The sequence below is a fragment of the Ottowia beijingensis genome (assembly GCF_042680925.1).
Taxonomy (GTDB): Bacteria; Pseudomonadota; Gammaproteobacteria; order Burkholderiales; family Burkholderiaceae_C; genus Ottowia; species Ottowia beijingensis.
This window is the reverse complement of sequence record NZ_JBHUEP010000005.1, coordinates 722,241-737,069: the sequence shown is the minus strand read 5'-3', so window position 1 is coordinate 737,069 and position 14,829 is coordinate 722,241. Positions and strand designations below refer to the sequence as shown.

General features: G+C 65.2%; 16 protein-coding genes and 2 pseudogenes. 12 read left to right on the top strand and 6 right to left on the bottom strand.

Translation table 11 applies throughout. From position 1 onward, the window contains the following. From ACFSCU_RS06810 to ACFSCU_RS06765, 10 genes are all read left to right on the top strand, one after another. On the top strand, window positions 1-1,413 hold the full coding sequence (locus ACFSCU_RS06810; RefSeq protein WP_180551018.1) for a multicopper oxidase family protein: 1,413 nt from the start codon (window positions 1-3) through the stop codon (window positions 1,411-1,413). Between the two features lie 33 nt (window positions 1,414-1,446). Continuing rightward, window positions 1,447-1,938 (top strand): cupredoxin domain-containing protein, encoded by a 492-nt coding sequence (locus tag ACFSCU_RS06805; RefSeq protein ID WP_377560231.1) that lies wholly within the window; start codon window positions 1,447-1,449, stop codon window positions 1,936-1,938. 63 nt (window positions 1,939-2,001) lie between these two features. Beyond that, on the top strand, window positions 2,002-2,343 hold the full coding sequence (locus ACFSCU_RS06800) for a copper-binding protein (protein ID WP_180551016.1): 342 nt from the start codon (window positions 2,002-2,004) through the stop codon (window positions 2,341-2,343). 70 nt (window positions 2,344-2,413) lie between these two features. Beyond that, window positions 2,414-2,902: a hypothetical protein gene (locus ACFSCU_RS06795; protein WP_180551015.1), complete on the top strand. Its 489-nt coding sequence runs from the start codon at window positions 2,414-2,416 to the stop codon at window positions 2,900-2,902. A gap of 10 nt (window positions 2,903-2,912) precedes the next feature. After that, window positions 2,913-3,191, top strand: coding sequence for a DUF2933 domain-containing protein (locus ACFSCU_RS06790; RefSeq protein WP_377560229.1), 279 nt, complete (start codon window positions 2,913-2,915; stop codon window positions 3,189-3,191). Window positions 3,192-3,195: 4 nt separating this feature from the next. Then, on the top strand, window positions 3,196-3,843 hold the full coding sequence (locus ACFSCU_RS06785) for a methyltransferase family protein (protein ID WP_180551013.1): 648 nt from the start codon (window positions 3,196-3,198) through the stop codon (window positions 3,841-3,843). 55 nt (window positions 3,844-3,898) lie between these two features. Beyond that, window positions 3,899-4,396 carry a c-type cytochrome gene (locus tag ACFSCU_RS06780; RefSeq protein WP_377560227.1) on the top strand — a complete coding sequence of 166 codons (498 nt, stop codon included), beginning with the start codon at window positions 3,899-3,901 and terminating at the stop codon, window positions 4,394-4,396. A gap of 180 nt (window positions 4,397-4,576) precedes the next feature. Continuing rightward, complete coding sequence (locus tag ACFSCU_RS06775; protein WP_377560266.1) at window positions 4,577-6,688, top strand: copper-transporting P-type ATPase; 2,112 nt, start codon at window positions 4,577-4,579, stop codon at window positions 6,686-6,688. Window positions 6,689-6,723: 35 nt separating this feature from the next. Next, window positions 6,724-6,984, top strand: coding sequence for a DUF805 domain-containing protein (locus ACFSCU_RS06770; RefSeq protein WP_180551012.1), 261 nt, complete (start codon window positions 6,724-6,726; stop codon window positions 6,982-6,984). A 115-nt stretch (window positions 6,985-7,099) separates the two neighbouring features. Further along, on the top strand, window positions 7,100-7,555 hold the full coding sequence (locus ACFSCU_RS06765) for a hypothetical protein (protein ID WP_377560226.1): 456 nt from the start codon (window positions 7,100-7,102) through the stop codon (window positions 7,553-7,555). 227 nt (window positions 7,556-7,782) lie between these two features. Here ACFSCU_RS06765 and mobH read toward each other — a convergent pair. The 3 genes and pseudogenes from mobH to ACFSCU_RS06750 form a co-directional block, all read right to left on the bottom strand. Next, a pseudogene (mobH, locus tag ACFSCU_RS06760) lies at window positions 7,783-9,504 on the bottom strand (MobH family relaxase); the annotation flags it as partial. Window positions 9,505-9,707: 203 nt separating this feature from the next. Continuing rightward, window positions 9,708-10,628, bottom strand: coding sequence for a nucleotidyl transferase AbiEii/AbiGii toxin family protein (locus ACFSCU_RS06755; RefSeq protein WP_016851972.1), 921 nt, complete (start codon window positions 10,626-10,628; stop codon window positions 9,708-9,710). Then, the gene (locus ACFSCU_RS06750) at window positions 10,621-11,379 is read right to left on the bottom strand and encodes a type IV toxin-antitoxin system AbiEi family antitoxin domain-containing protein (protein WP_377560225.1); all 759 of its coding nucleotides are present in this window, start codon (window positions 11,377-11,379) and stop codon (window positions 10,621-10,623) included. Before ACFSCU_RS06750 ends, ACFSCU_RS06755 begins: the two co-directional genes overlap by 8 nt. Window positions 11,380-11,600: 221 nt before the next feature. Between ACFSCU_RS06750 and ACFSCU_RS06745 the strand changes: the two genes are divergently transcribed. Next, window positions 11,601-11,975 carry a DUF3742 family protein gene (locus ACFSCU_RS06745; protein ID WP_377560224.1) on the top strand — a complete coding sequence of 125 codons (375 nt, stop codon included), beginning with the start codon at window positions 11,601-11,603 and terminating at the stop codon, window positions 11,973-11,975. Window positions 11,976-11,991: 16 nt separating this feature from the next. On the opposite strand, the pseudogene ACFSCU_RS06740 reads toward ACFSCU_RS06745, so the two are convergent. From ACFSCU_RS06740 to acuI, 3 genes and pseudogenes are all read right to left on the bottom strand, one after another. Continuing rightward, a pseudogene (locus ACFSCU_RS06740) lies at window positions 11,992-12,180 on the bottom strand (conjugal transfer protein TraG N-terminal domain-containing protein); the annotation flags it as partial. Window positions 12,181-12,205: 25 nt separating this feature from the next. After that, a complete protein-coding gene (locus ACFSCU_RS06735; protein WP_180551011.1) occupies window positions 12,206-12,403 on the bottom strand; it encodes a hypothetical protein in 198 nt (65 codons plus the stop codon). A gap of 750 nt (window positions 12,404-13,153) precedes the next feature. Beyond that, entirely contained in the window at window positions 13,154-14,140 is a 987-nt protein-coding gene (acuI, locus tag ACFSCU_RS06730) for an acrylyl-CoA reductase (NADPH) (RefSeq protein WP_180551010.1), read from the bottom strand. Between the two features lie 78 nt (window positions 14,141-14,218). Between acuI and ACFSCU_RS06725 the strand changes: the two genes are divergently transcribed. Continuing rightward, the gene (locus ACFSCU_RS06725; protein WP_377560222.1) at window positions 14,219-14,788 is read left to right on the top strand and encodes a DNA-3-methyladenine glycosylase; all 570 of its coding nucleotides are present in this window, start codon (window positions 14,219-14,221) and stop codon (window positions 14,786-14,788) included. Window positions 14,789-14,829 lie beyond the last annotated feature (41 nt).

Here is a 14,829-nt window from a genome sequence, read left to right as displayed (position 1 = left end):
ATGACATCCAGAAGAGATTTTTTCAAATTTGCCGGTATTGCTGGCGGCGCCGTTGCGGCCGGCGCGGTCAGCCGTGTCGCCATGGCGGCATTGCCCGAGCCGGTGATTCAGACTAGCCCAAACACCATGGCCCCGCTGATGCCCAATTCTGGACGGCCGTACAACCCAGTGGTGACGCTCAACGGCTGGACGCTGCCGTGGCGTATGAACCAGGGCGTCAAGGAGTTCCACCTGGTGGCCGAACCGGTGGTGCGCGAAGTGGCCCCAGGGATGAAGGCTCACCTGTGGGGCTACAACGGGCAGAGTCCCGGCCCGACCATCGAGGTCGTCGAAGGCGACCGTGTGCGCATCTTCGTGACCAATAGGCTGCCCGAGCACACCAGTGTTCACTGGCACGGCCAGCGCCTGCCCAACGGCATGGATGGCGTAACCGGTCTGACGCAGCCGGCCATTCCGGCCGGCAAGACCTTTGTCTACGAGTTCGTGGCGCGCCGCCCCGGCACGTTCATGTACCACCCGCACGGCGACGAAATGGTGCAAATGGCCATGGGGATGATGGGCTTCTGGGTCACGCACCCGAAAGCCAGGCACCCGATGATCGACGAGGTGCAACGGGACTTCTGCTTCCTGCTCAGTGCGTATGACATCGAGCCCGGGGCCGCGACGCCCAAGGTCGCGGAAATGACGGACTTCAACCTGTGGACATGGAACAGCCGTGTCTTTCCCGGCATTGACTCTCTGAACGTGCGCCTCAACGACAAGGTGCGCATTCGCATGGGCAATCTCACTATGACCAATCACCCGATGCACGTGCATGGCCACGAGTTTGTGGTCACGGGTACCGATGGCGGCCCGACGCCCAAAAGCGCACGCTGGCCCGAGGTGACCACCGACGTGGCAGTGGGGCAGATGCGCCAGATCGAGTTCGTCGCCGACGAGGAAGGCGATTGGGCCTTCCACTGCCACAAGAGCCACCACACCATGAACGCCATGGGCCACGACGTGCCAACCATGATCGGCGTGGATCACAGCGGCCTTGCCAAGAAAGTCAACAAGCTGATTCCGGACTACATGGTCATGGGCGAGCGCGGCATGGCCGACATGACGGAGATGGAAATGCCGATTCCCGACAACACCATCCCGATGATGACCGGCCAGGGGCCGTTCGGCTCGGTGGAGATGGGCGGCATGTTCAGCGTGCTCAAGGTACGCCGTGACCAGAAGCCGGGCGACTACAAGGATCCGGGCTGGTACAAGCATCCGGCAGGCACGGTGGCGCATGAGTACACCGGCCTCATGGCCGAGCCGGCGCGCTTCAGCGCCGAGGGCGGCCAATCCATGCCGCGCGCACGCAAGCCGGCAACGCCGACCGAAGTCAAGGTACGCAAGCCCACTTCGCATGGCGAGCATTGAGTTTCCCCTTCCATTTTCAACGAGAGACCACCCATGAAATTCACACGAACCACCATCTCGCAATTCTTCGCCATGGCTGCACTGGCCACATCGGGGGCAGCCTTCGCTAGCGGCACCCATGCAGGTGGCCACGGTGACGGGGGGGAGACAGCCATTGGCAAACCCGGCGTCGCCACCAAGGCCAGTCGCAGCATCACCATCGAAATGAGCGACAACATGCGTTACACGCCCTCAAACATTCAGGTCAAACAGGGCGAAACCGTACGCTTCGTTGTCAAGAATGTCGGCCAGGTCAAGCACGAACTCAGCCTGGGCACTGAGAAGGAACTGCTGGAGCACCTGGAACAGATGAAGAAGTTCCCGGACATGGAGCACGACGAACCCGGCAAGGTCACGCTCGCACCGGGAAAGCAGGGTGAAATCGTCTGGCAGTTCACCAAGGCGGGAGCCGTGAACTTCGCCTGCCTGATGCCTGGCCACTATGAGGCCGGTATGAAGGGCGCCATCAAGGTGGGCCGCAAGTGATGGCCTGAAACGCCGACTACAGCCGGCCCAGCCATAGATCCATCCATTTACCCAGAGGTCACCATGAAAACCATCCAACGTCTGCTCACCATCTCCGCCCTGGCTATGGGCGTTGCCCTGCCGATGGCGGGCCATGCCCAGGTCAGTCCCAGTACAGGTCAGGTCGCGGCGCCTGCATCGGACTCCATGACCGATGGCGAGGTCAAGAAGGTCGATCTGGACAACAGCAAGATCACCCTCAAGCATGGGGACATCAAGAATCTGGACATGCCCGGAATGACCATGGTCTTTACCGTTCGTGACAAGGGCCAGCTCACCAACCTTAAGCCCGGCGACAAGGTCAAATTCATGGTCATCCAGGAAGGCGGGAAGATGATCGTCACCGACATCCAGCCCGTGCGCTGAGCAAGGTCACAACCGCACCATGCCGCCGGACGCGGCTGCCCGAGTCCATCCACGGCCAGAAGGAAGCATCATGATTCACATTCGCCATTCCCTGATCGGTTTCTGTGTCGCCGCCGCCTCCATGGGTGTGCTGGCACAAGGCTCCGACGAGCACAAGGACCACCACCCGGCGGACGCTGCCGCCCCAGCAGCTACCGCGGCACCGGCTCCTTCGGCGGCATTGCCATCGCCCGGCCAGGCCATGGGCTCGGGCGACATGGCCGCCATGGATCGGCACATGCGGGCCATGCAGGCCATGCACGAGAAGATGGCAGCCGCCAAGACGCCCCAGGAGCGCCAGGCGTTGATGGCCGAACACATGAAGACCATGCAGGACGGCATGCGCATGATGAAGTCGATGCACGGCCAGATGGCATCGGGCAACCCACCCGCCGGTATGGCTGGCATGCAGCACGACCCGCAGATGATGGAAAAGCGCATGGCCATGATGGAGTCGATGATGCAGATGATGATGGATCGAATGTCCATGCCGCAAACCCCCACTCCCGGCACAAAGTGAGGAGGCCGTCATGACCCATGACCATGCATCCCATCCGCAGAGTGTGCAGACCGGCGGGTTCTGGCGCTCGCGCTATGCCATCGGCCTGCTCGTGTTCGGCGCCGTCGCCGGGTACTTCCTATGGACCGAACACCGTGCCCACCTGGCGCAATGGTGGCCCTATGCCTTCCTGCTGGCCTGCCCGCTGATGCATGTCTTCATGCACAAAGGCCATGGTGGTCATGGCGGCCACGGTGGTGGCTCCGGAGCCACTGGCCAGGGCACTGGACAAAACTCCGACAGGGGCTGACGCCATGGAGCACACGGGATCGTCGTATGGCCTGTGGACTCTGGTGGTGCTCAACGTGGCGATCTTCGTCATGTTCGCCTTCAGCTTCTTCAAGCCGGCCAGCGCGCGCGACTGGCGCAGTTTCGGGGCGTTCACAGCGTTCATCGTGGCGCTGTTCGTGGAGATGTATGGCTTCCCGCTGACCATCTACTTCCTGTCGGGCTGGCTGGGCCAGAAGTTTCCGGGCGTGGATCTGCTGAACCACAACGCCGGCCACCTGCTGGAACTGTTGTTCGGCTGGGGCGGCGACCCGCACCTTGGGCCGTTCCACATTCTCAGCTACCTGTTCATTGGCGGCGGCTTCTGGCTGCTGGCCACGGCCTGGCCCGTGCTCTACCAGGCCCAGCGGCAGGGGCGGCTGGCTGAAACCGGCGTTTATGCGCGGGTGCGGCATCCGCAGTACATCGCCTTCGTCCTGATCATGTTCGGCTTTCTCCTGCAATGGCCGACCCTGCTGACGCTGCTGATGTTCCCGATCCTCGTGGCGATGTACGCCCGGCTGGCGCACAACGAGGAACAGGAAAGTGCACGCCGTTTTGGACAGGCCTGGCAGGAGTATGCGCAGCGCGTGCCACGCTTCATTCCGCGCAGGGGCGCAAGGACGCGGTCTTGAGCGACGCATCCGCTGACCAGAATGTGGCCATGGGCATGAAATCAAGGAAGTTGCAATGACGTTGAAACCGCCGGCCTTGTGGGCCGCAGGACTGCTGGCCCTGCTGCTGGTGGCAGGGGCGGGTTACTTTTCCCTGCGCGCCGGTGAGCGGCAGGCGACGCCGCACAGCCTGCGTCCCGATGATCCCCAGGTGCTGCGCGTCGGCGCCCGCATCTACGCGCAGCAGTGTGCGGCTTGCCATGGGGCCAAGGGCGAGGGCCAGCCCAACTGGCGTGATCGTGGATCGGATGACTTGCTTCCTGCGCCGCCGCACGATCCCAGCGGCCACACTTGGCACCATCCCGACGAGCAACTGTTCGCCATCACTAAGCAGGGACTGGCCCAATTGATCAATCAGCCCGACTACCGTACGGCGATGCCCATCTATGGTGGAGTATTGAGCGACGACGAGATCGTGGCCGTGCTGTCATGGATCAAGGCGCAATGGCCGCCAGAGATACGGCGCCGCCACGACGAAATCAATGTCCAGTACCGCCAGTCTTTGTCCCGATAGCCATCGGGGCATGGGCCAATGCGGACCGAATGCGTCCACAAGGAAAGGGACTTGACCTTGCCGCGATGGCAAGGTCAAGAATCGAGATAACTCAACAAAGGCATGGGCATGAACCAACACCTGCATCACCACGGCCATACCGCAGACGAACAGACCCCGGCAACTTCTGCCGCGGTGCCCATGGAGGCCCCGGCGGGCACCATCTACACCTGCCCCATGCACCCGGAAGTGCAGCAGGATCATCCCGGCAATTGCCCGAAATGCGGCATGTCGCTCGAAGCGGTGATTCCGCTGGATGAGGAGGACAACAGCGAACTAATCGATTTCCAGCACCGCTTCTGGTGGACGCTGCCGCTGACCGTGGTGGTCACCATCCTGGCCATGTTCGGCCACCGCCTCGGCTGGTTCGACATGAAGACCCAGACCTGGGTCGAGCTGGTGCTGTCGCTGCCGGTAGTGTTGTGGACGGGATGGCCATTCTTTGTCCGCTGCTGGCAGTCCATCGTCAACCGCAGCCCCAATATGTGGACGCTGATCGGCCTAGGCACCGGCGCCGCCTTTGTTTACAGCGTGGTCGCCACCCTCGCGCCCGGCGTGTTTCCCGACTCGTTCATCGCCCACGGCCGCGTCGCCGTCTATTTCGAGGCGGCGGTCGTCATCATCTCGCTGACCATGCTGGGTCAGATCATCGAATTGAAGGCGCGCTCGCAGACTTCGGCGGCCATCAAGGCTCTGCTCGGCCTGGCCCCCAAGACGGCGCGCCGCATCAATACCGACGGCAGCGAGGAGGACGTGCCTTTGAACCATGTTCACGTCGGCGACCTGCTGCGCGTGCGGCCCGGCGAGAAAGTGCCCGTCGATGGCGTGGTGACCGAGGGCAGCAGTGCCGTCGATGAATCCATGCTCACCGGCGAGCCCGTGCCGGTGACCAAGCGCGCCGGCGATGGCCTGATCGGCGCCACGATGAACACCAGCGGCGCACTGGTGATGCGCTCGGAGAAGGTCGGCGCCGCCACCATGCTGTCGCAGATCGTGCAGATGGTGGCCAATGCCCAGCGCTCCAAGGCGCCGATGCAGCGCATGGCCGACGTGGTGGCCGGCAAGTTCGTGGTCGTGGTGGTGTTGATCGCAATCGCGACTTTCTTCGTCTGGGGATTCTTCGGCCCCGAGCCGAGCTGGGTGTTCGGCCTGATCAACGCCGTGGCGGTGCTGATCATTGCGTGCCCGTGTGCGCTGGGCCTGGCGACCCCGATGTCCGTGATGGTCGCCACCGGCCGCGCGGCCACGCAGGGGATTCTATTCCGCGATGCCGGCGCCATCGAAAAAATGCGCGAAGTGGATACGCTGATCGTGGACAAGACCGGCACCCTGACCGAAGGCAAGCCGGCCTTCGACACCGCCGTCGCCGACTCGGGCTACACGCCGGATGAGGTGCTGCGCCTGGCGGCCAGTCTGGATCAGGGCAGCGAGCACCCGCTGGCGGATGCCATCGTCCGCGCCGCGCGGGACAAAGGGCTGAGCCTGACCAAGGCCGACGACTTCGAATCGGGCAGCGGCATCGGCGTGCGCGGCACGGTCGAAGGCAAGCATCTGGTGCTGGGCAACACCGCCTTGATGCAGCAGGAGAACGTCGCGACCGATGCGCTCAAGACGGACGCCGAGCGCTTGCGCGGCGAGGGCGGTAGTGTGATGCACCTGGCCGTGGATGGCCGGTTGGCCGGCATCCTGGCCGTCACCGACCCGATCAAGGCAACCACGGCCGACGCCATCAAGACGCTGCACGACAGTGGCCTGCGCATCGTCATGGCGACGGGCGACGGCCTGACCACGGCCCGGGCGGTGGGCGCCAAGCTCCGCATCGACGAAGTGCATGGCGAAGTCAAGCCGGCCGACAAACTGGCCTTGGTGGAGCGGCTGCAGAAGGAGGGGCACGTCGTCGCCATGGCCGGCGACGGCATCAATGATGCGCCGGCACTGGCCAAGGCCGACGTGGGCATTGCCATGGGCACCGGCACCGACGTGGCGATGAACAGCGGACAGATCACCCTGGTCAAGGGCGATCTGCGCGGCATCGCCGCCGCGCGCGACATCTCCATCGACACCGTGCGCAACATGCGCCAGAACCTGTTGTTCGCCTTCATCTACAACGGTATCGGCGTGCCCATCGCCGCCGGCGTGCTTTATCCCATCACGGGCTGGTTGCTGTCTCCATTGATTGCAGCGCTGGCCATGAGCCTGAGCTCGGCCTCTGTCATCTTCAACGCGCTGCGGCTGCGGCGCGCACGAGGCTAACCCGCATCGAGACAATCAAAGAAAGGATATCGATCATGATGAACGGAATGTATATGAACGACATGGCCTGGTGGTTTGGCGCCCACTGGCTGACGATGCTGCTGGGTGCGGTGGTAATCGTGTTTCCATTCTGGAAGATCTTTGTCAAGGCGGGCTTTTCGGGCTGGCTCGGTCTATTGATGATCATCCCCATGATTAACCTGATCGTGCTGTATGTGCTCGCGTTTTCAGACTGGCCGAGTTCGAGGCGCGCCGACAAGCTGGATCCTGGAGAAACGAAGCTGAGCCCTCGGTGATCTTTCATGCACAGCGATCAGGTAGTCACGGGTGGATCCTTTGACGCTTCCACCCCGTGACTGGATTTTGATCCACGTCAATTCGTCACACATCCAGCGCAAAGAACATCCCACCATGGCTTCCATCCGACGCATCGTCACGCAATGGGGCCGCCGGATTGCCGGCGGCCTCATCTTGGCCTTGCTGTTCTCGCAGATGGCGCTGGCGATGTATGCCTGCCCCAAACCGGACTCTGCGGGACATATCGCCTCCATGCAGGCTGCAGGCATGGCTATGGAGGATCCGGTAGACATGCCATCCCTGCCCGACTGCCATGCCATGTCAGGTACGATGGATGATGAGGCGCCACAGTTGTGCCGTGCCCATTGCGACAGCGACGGGCAACTCGTGTCTTCGCTGCAGGGACTGGATACCCAATCCATTGCAGCCCATGCGGTCTGCATCACTTATCTGCTTCCGGAAATATTCGAAACGCAGCCAACGGCCGGCCCTATGGCTGGCTACGTTCAGCCCGACCCTCGAGCGGGTTTCCCTCCGATCTATCTCGCGCTCCAGGTTCTGCGGAATTGAAACACCAAGTCGCGCCCGCCGTGTATTGACGCGGCAGAACACGTGACTTCGTGGATATCAATTTCGAGGACCATCATGCTTATCTCTTCCTCCGGTGCTCCCGGCGAGCGCCGCCCCGCGCCTAGTCATGGCGCAATGCGTGCGATCTCGTGCGGCCCCCGGGTACATCGCCTGAGCATTTTGACCATTGCTCTCATGGGCGGCGTGTTTGCATCAAGCCAGGCCTAGCCGTGCAGCCGGCGCGACTTGCGCGGCCCCGTGACTTCGCAGGTCCAGATGTTCAGCCCGCTCGGCTGCTTGCGGTGCTGTCCCAGCTTCTCGAAGCGTTTCTGTACCCACTGCCACCCCTCCAGCTTCTCCTGCTTGGCCAGCGCGGCGACTTGAAGGTACTCCTGCGCGTAGCGCTGGAACACACCGGGGCTGACGAGGTAGCTCGTACCGGCGACGGTATGCACCAGGGCCTTGGCGTCGTTGATGATGAGCTTGCGCGTCTGGATGCTCTGACGCAGCCAGGCCATGAAGTGCGCCCCGGAGGGCTCCGCGCGATCCTGGGAAGGCGCGAGGCTCATCTGCGGCGGGGGCACGGTCGAAGGGGCCGGCTCGGGCTCGGCAACAGGGGAACTCGGGATCTCCGGTGCCGTGGGTGGAGCGGCGTCGCCCAGCAGGTCGAGCAGCGCGGCCACGCCGGTGTCCATGGCTGCGGATGCGATCGGCGCCGTGCTCGCGGATGCAGCTTCGATGCCTTCGGCGCGCGGCCCATCGGCCACCGTTGTCGCCTGCGGCGTCGGCTCCGCCTGTTCCTCTTCGACCTGCACACGGCCTGCGAACGGCGCCGGCCGGTCGGCGGCATCCCAGATCATCGCCGGCGAGAGTTTCAGGAAGGTGAAGGCGTGCGACCAGCCGGCGTCGCTGGTGACAGAAGCCTTCCAGATCGCCTTGCCATCCGGCGTCGGTTGCACGATGCCGTGATCCTGCAGTACGTTGAACACCGCCGTATTGCTCGCCGGAATGCCGTCGATGCCTTGCGATAGCAGATGTGCGCGCAGCTTGTCGGAGACGGTCTTGCTCACCAGCCACAAGGCGTCCTGGGTCAGCCAACCGTCCGCCGGACCGGCCTGGTTCAATTTGAATTCTTCCTTGAGCAGGTAGCGCAAGCCGTCGAGCAATTTGCGTTGCAGCGCATGCTTGGGCGCCGCCAGCGCCTTGCTGGGATCGCCGCCGAGTTCCTGGGCGACCGATGCCTGGTCGGCCTGCACGACCAACTCGCCGAGCGTGCCGGCGTGCTCGTACTGGCCGGCCAACACGTACAGCAGCGCTGCCCAGAGGTCGGGATAGCCGCAGAGCCAGTCGAAGATGTCCCGATCGAGAAGGCGCGCGTAGAGCAGCCCGGTGGCGGCGCTGTGCAGGCGGTACTCACGCTCCTTTCGGTAACGGAAGCGGTAGGGCTTTCGCAGCGGGCCGTGCCAGGGATGCCAGACGCTGCCGTCGGCATGTTCGACGTGCAGATCGACGGCAATCTTGCCGATGTCGTGCAGCAGGGCCGCGTAGGCCGTGCCTGCGGTCCAGGCTTCGGCCTGGGCCGCCTGTGCTTCCGGCGTGACGCCCGCAGGCAGCAGGTATGACTGCCGCAGCTTCAGCGCATAGGCGACGATCTCCAGGCCGTGGTCCAGCATGCCGCCCGGATAGGCGTGGTGGTGGTTCTCGGAGGCCGGGAACTGCTGGACCAACTCGGCGTAGCGCTCCAGTGGGGCGAGGTAGAGCGTGGCGAACTGCCGGCGCGAGAGCGATGTGCGCTGCCAGATGTGTTCCAGCAGTTTCTGCCGGCGCGGCGTGGCCAGCAGCGATGCGGCCGACTCCGGCCGCATCGACCCTTTCGGAGTTTCGATGGCGGAGGTGGGCGGCGTGCCGGCGGTGGGTGGCACCCTTTTGCGCTGGAACAGCGAGAGCATGGCGAACCCCGGATGACGGGCTGCTCGGGGCGCCTTTTGGCCTTTTCAGGATAGGGCCTTTCCCCTTGGCGCCCTTCCTTTGCCCCTTCCCAGCCCTTTGGCCTTTATCGGAAGCCTTTGGGTATAGGGCCGCTGCTGCGCGGGGCGCCACGATGAATGCGGCATGGGGCAATCCCGGCAAGTGGGGCGCTGCGGGACGCTCGTCAGCTCTGGCCCAAGCCGGTGTCGAGGGCGGCGGATTGCGCTGCGAAGTCGTCGGGACGGCGCTTGCGGAAGGTCTCCAGATTGGCGAGCTTCCAGCGCAGTGCCGGCAGTTGCGCGGCGTGCTGGCACTGCACCAGCGACCAGTCCGGTTCTGCGCGCGCCAGCCCGCTCAGAAACTGCTTGTGCGCGGTGCTCAGTCGCTGTGGCAGCTCGCGCCGCATCCTGGCGCGAGCATCGAGCAGTGTCTCCAGGGAGCAGTCCACTTCGGTCATGCCGACAAAGGCCCGCTCGTACTCGCCGGCGATGTCCTTGTCGTTGCCGAACAGCACTTCGTGGGGCGGCCGGTTGTGGCCCGCCAGATAGATCACGAAGCACTCGACCATGCCGTCGCTGATGTCGCCCGATTCGTAGAGCTGCCACACGTCGAACAGGTCGCGGGGGTGCTGCCGATCCAGCGCGGCCACCAGCTTGCTGGCGTACAGCTCGTCCGGTGCCAGAACCGGCAGCTCGAACTCGACGCCGAACAAATCGCTGGTCTTGGCACTCAGCGGCCGCCGCTCGACGGGCAGCACGCTGCCTCGGAACACGACGTTGACCTCGATCTTCACCTGGCTGGCATCGTTCTCGACGATCAGCTTGGTGTCCCCCAGGTCCTTGGCGCGAACCAGGCGTGTCTGCACGCCCAGCGGTGCAAGGCGCGCGGCGATGGCGGCCAGCTCCTGGTTGATGGCTTGCAGCGCTTCGTCGCGCGGCGTCTGCCACGGGAGGTATACCACGTCGATGTCCACCGACAGGCGCGGCATGTCCCGCACGAAGAGGTTGATGGCCGTGCCGCCCTTCATGGCGAAGATGTCGTTGGCGAACACGTCGGGCGCGACGGCCAGCAGCAGGCGAACGGTGTCCGCGTAGGTCTTATCCATGAGGTCTCAGGCTCAGCAAGGTGCCGTCATCGAGCCGGCTCATCCAGCGCGTGTTGCTGCCGGTGCGAACCGGGTACTGCTCCAGCAGGGCATCCACATCCACGAGGCTGGTCTCGCGTGCCCAGGTGAGGAACAGGCGCACGGCCTTCACGCTGGCGCAGCAGGACAGCAGTTGTCCGAGCAAGTCCTTGCGGGGGGAACGCAGTCCATCGAAGATGTTGCGGGCCTCTTCGAGGCTCTGCTTGACGCCGGCTTCGTACAGCAGCTCCAGAACGGCACGCTCGGAGGCAGCCACCCGCAGATCCTCGGGCAGGCCAGGCGGCGTGGTCAGGGTCTTGCCGGCCAGCGCCGTGTCCGGCCAGTCGAACAGGCGGGCGTGGACGTAGCGGGCCGGAAAGCGCGAGGTGAACCAGGCTGGCAACACGAAACGACCGTCGCCCCACAGCACCAGCGCCTCCCGGCTGCCCAGGTTGTGCCGCACACCCTGCAGGGCCAGGGCGCTCTTGCCGCCGACGTGCAGGCCGGGCACGCGCTGTTGCAGGAACTTCAGCGCACCGTAGACCCCGAATTCATCGTTCGGGAAGGCATAGACGCCATGGGCCAGGCGCACGAGCCACCCGCCGTCGGCATAGTGGGCGGCGAGCTGGGGCGACACCCCGAACTGGCTCAGGGTGGCAAGGTCGAACGGCGCCCCGCGGGGAAGTCCCGCCTGCAGCCGCTTGATTACCTGGTGCCTAGAATTTCCATCCATGTTATAAAAATAACACAGAATCCAATCGACCCTAGAGCCATTGCAGGAACGCGCAGGGAAAGTAGCATAAGGTTTGATTTCCATCGCAGAATCTAATCGACCTGCGACCCAGGCCGACCGGCTCTGCCAGCCGCAACCCGCCCTCCTGATCGCGGTCTATGCTGGAGGGCAGGCCCCGACCGGCCGCTCCATGAGGTGAGGTACCACTGAAGCCGAGGCACATGAGCATGACCACCAACACGCACAACGGGAGCTGGAGCCACCGGCTGGGCCGGGGGGCTGGCCGTGCCTGGCGTGGATACCAGCGCCGCGAGCAGCGTGTCGCCGGCCGGCTGGTGACGCGCGGGGTGCCAGCGGGCGCGGCGACGGCGGTGCTCTGGGTCGTCAAGCTGGCCGTGCTCGGTGCGCTGCTCTACTCCGCGTTCTGGCTGGCGCTGCTGCTGGCCTTTGCAGCGATCGCTGCCTGGATGGTACGCAACGCTGATGCCGACGAAAGCAGTGATGATGACGAGCCTCAATGGCGAAACGGCCTGGACGGATACGGTCTCTACCGGGGCGAGGTACGCATCGACGGCGGCAGCGCGGACGACGAGTAGCTCGCCACTCTCGGCGCTACTTCGCCTTCGCTGCTTTGATTGCAAGGTCAGCGCCTTTGCCTCCCGCAGATTTGGCGCCATCGGTGGCTGCTGAGAGCATCTGCGAAATGTTGCCTACGCGGACACCAACCCACGCGAGCGCAGCTACCCAGAAACCCGGTAGCACGATGAACATCATCGCCATGACGAAGTTAAGGAGCATGTCTGCTGTGGTCCATTCCCTCCCCCCGTCAATCCGGCATCACCATGTTCTCCGGCACGCGCTGCCAGAGCGGCGAGATGTTGTCCAGTTCGCGCACGAACTGCTCGAACAGCGCCTCGCTGTCGATGTCGTGGCCGGGCGCCACCTGGTCCAGCGCCTCGGCTAGCGCGAAGCGGGCCTGCGGGCCAAGGTGGTTGAGGACGGCGATGAGTCGAATGGTGGGCATGGCCCGGTTTCTAGAAGCCGGCCGTGACGGGCGCGTGTCAGGCGCCCGGCAGCCAGTGCGGCGCGCGCATTCCGTCACGCAACGCGCGACTTCAATACCGAGCCGCACGGTACCCCGCCTGAGAGATTTTCAGGCCAAATCAGCCCCCAGCGCTTGCCAGCCAAGCGCCAATAGCTATTTATACGATAGCGAATCGAGCGCCGATCATGCGCGCCCACACGGCGAGTCGTGCGCCGCACTCATGCCGTTTCGCGGTCCAAACGTTGGCTTTAGACGGATGACGCCATGACTTTGCCGCTGCGCGGGGTGATGACGAAATGACTATCGAAAATTCCGTAATACATGACACGCTGCCGGCCCTCACCCCAGCCCTCTCCCAGAGGGAGAGGGAGCTTTCTTTGGCGCGGCACGCGCTGTCATGCTTTTAGAAAACGTCGATAAATGACGAAACGACCAAACGACAGCAGTAATGGCGGAATGCCTCGCACGCGACTGGCGTCATGGCGGCGCAGCCCCCGTCATCAAAGCGCAGCGAGGTCGTTTCGTCATCGCATCGCGCAAGCTGCTGTCTTTCGTGACTGGCCGCCCCTCTCAGCCAGCGTTGTGGGAGCGGGCTTGCCCGCGATAGGGCGATGACCGGGAGCGCGGACGCCGCCATCGCGGGCAAGCCCGCTCCCACACCGCGGATGCGGTCCGCGCGGCATCCGGGACGGCTCGAGGATCAAGCCCTCTTTTGCACGCGCAGCAGCATCAGGCGTTCACATCCACCACCACCCGCCCGCGCACCTGCCCGGCCAGCAGGCGGGCGGCCACGGCGGGCGCGTCGGCCAGGGCGATGGTTTCGGTGTTGGCGGCCAGCGCCTCGGCCGGCAGTTCGCGCGCCAGGCGCTCCCACGCCTTGGCGCGGCGCACGTAGGGCGCCATCACGCTGTCCACGCCCGCCAGCGTCACCCCGCGCAGGATGAACGGCGCCACCGTGGCCGGAAAATCCATGCCCTGCGCCAGCCCGCAGGCCGCCACCACGCCGCCGTACTGGATGCTGGCGCACACGTTGGCAAGCGTGTGGCTGCCCACGCTGTCCACGGCGGCGGCCCAGCGCTCCTTCTGCAGCGGCTTGCCGGGCGCGTTCAGCGTGGCGCGGTCCACCAGCTCAGTGGCGCCCAGCGCCTTCAAATGCTCGGCCTCGTGCAGCCGCCCCGTCGATGCATGCACCGTGAAGCCCAGGCGCGACAGCAGCGCAATGGCGATGCTGCCCACGCCGCCGTTGCCGCCCGTCACCAGCACCGGGCCTTGCTCGGGCGTCACGCCGTGTTGCTGCAGCGCCATCACGCACAGCATGGCGGTGTAGCCGGCGGTGCCGATGGCCATGGCCTGGCTGGGCGCCATGCCCGCCGGCAGCGGCACCAGCCAGTCGGCCTTCACGCGCGCCTTCTGCGCCAGCCCGCCCCAGTGCGCCTCGCCCACGCCCCAGCCGTTCAGCACCACGCCGTCGCCCACGCGGTAGCGCGCGTCGCTCGATTCCAGCACCGTACCCGCAAAGTCGATGCCCGGCACCATGGGCCAGGTGCGCACCACCGGCGCCTTGCCGGTAATGGCCAGGCCGTCCTTGTAGTTCAGGGTGGAATGGCTCACCTGCACCAGCACCTCGCCGGCGGGCAGTTGGGCGTCGTCCAGCTCGGTCACGGCGCAGTGCGGCGCGCCGGGTTCGGTCTTGGTCAGCAGCAGGGCTTTGAACATCAGTGGTCTCCTCGTCAGTGCGGTGAATTGCGAACGACTATAAGCCGCGCACCCGACGGGCCTAGACTCCAAGGCGTCATGCCCCGCCCCCTGCGCCCTGCCGATTTCGCCGCCGACGCCCCCGCCGTGGCGCACGCGCTCATCGGCGCCACGCTGCTGGTCGACGGCGTGGGCGGCACCATCGTCGAGACCGAGGCCTACGACATGGCCGACGCCGCCTCGCACACCTTCGGCGGCCCCACCGCGCGCAACCGCGCCATGTTCGGCCCGCCCGGCCACGCCTACGTGTACCGCAGCTATGGCATCCACTGGTGCCTCAACTTCGTCTGCCGCGAGGCCGGCCACGGCGCCGGCGTGCTGATCCGCGCCCTGCAGCCCACCCACGGACTGCCCGCCATGCGCGCGCGCCGCGGGCTGCACGACGAGCGCCTGCTGTGCGCCGGCCCCGGCCGCGTGGGCCAGGCGCTGGGCATCACGCTGGCGCACTACGGCCTGCCGCTCGATGCGCCGCCCTTCAGCGTGCTCGGCGCCCCGCCCGGCACCCCGGTCGACGTGCTCACCGGCCCGCGCATCGGCATCAGCAAGGCCGTCGACACGCCCTGGCGCTTCGGCCTGGCCGGTTCGCGCTACCTCAGCCGCCGGTTCTGAGGCCTGTTGCACGGCGAGCGCCCCGCGCCGCCCCTTTGCTA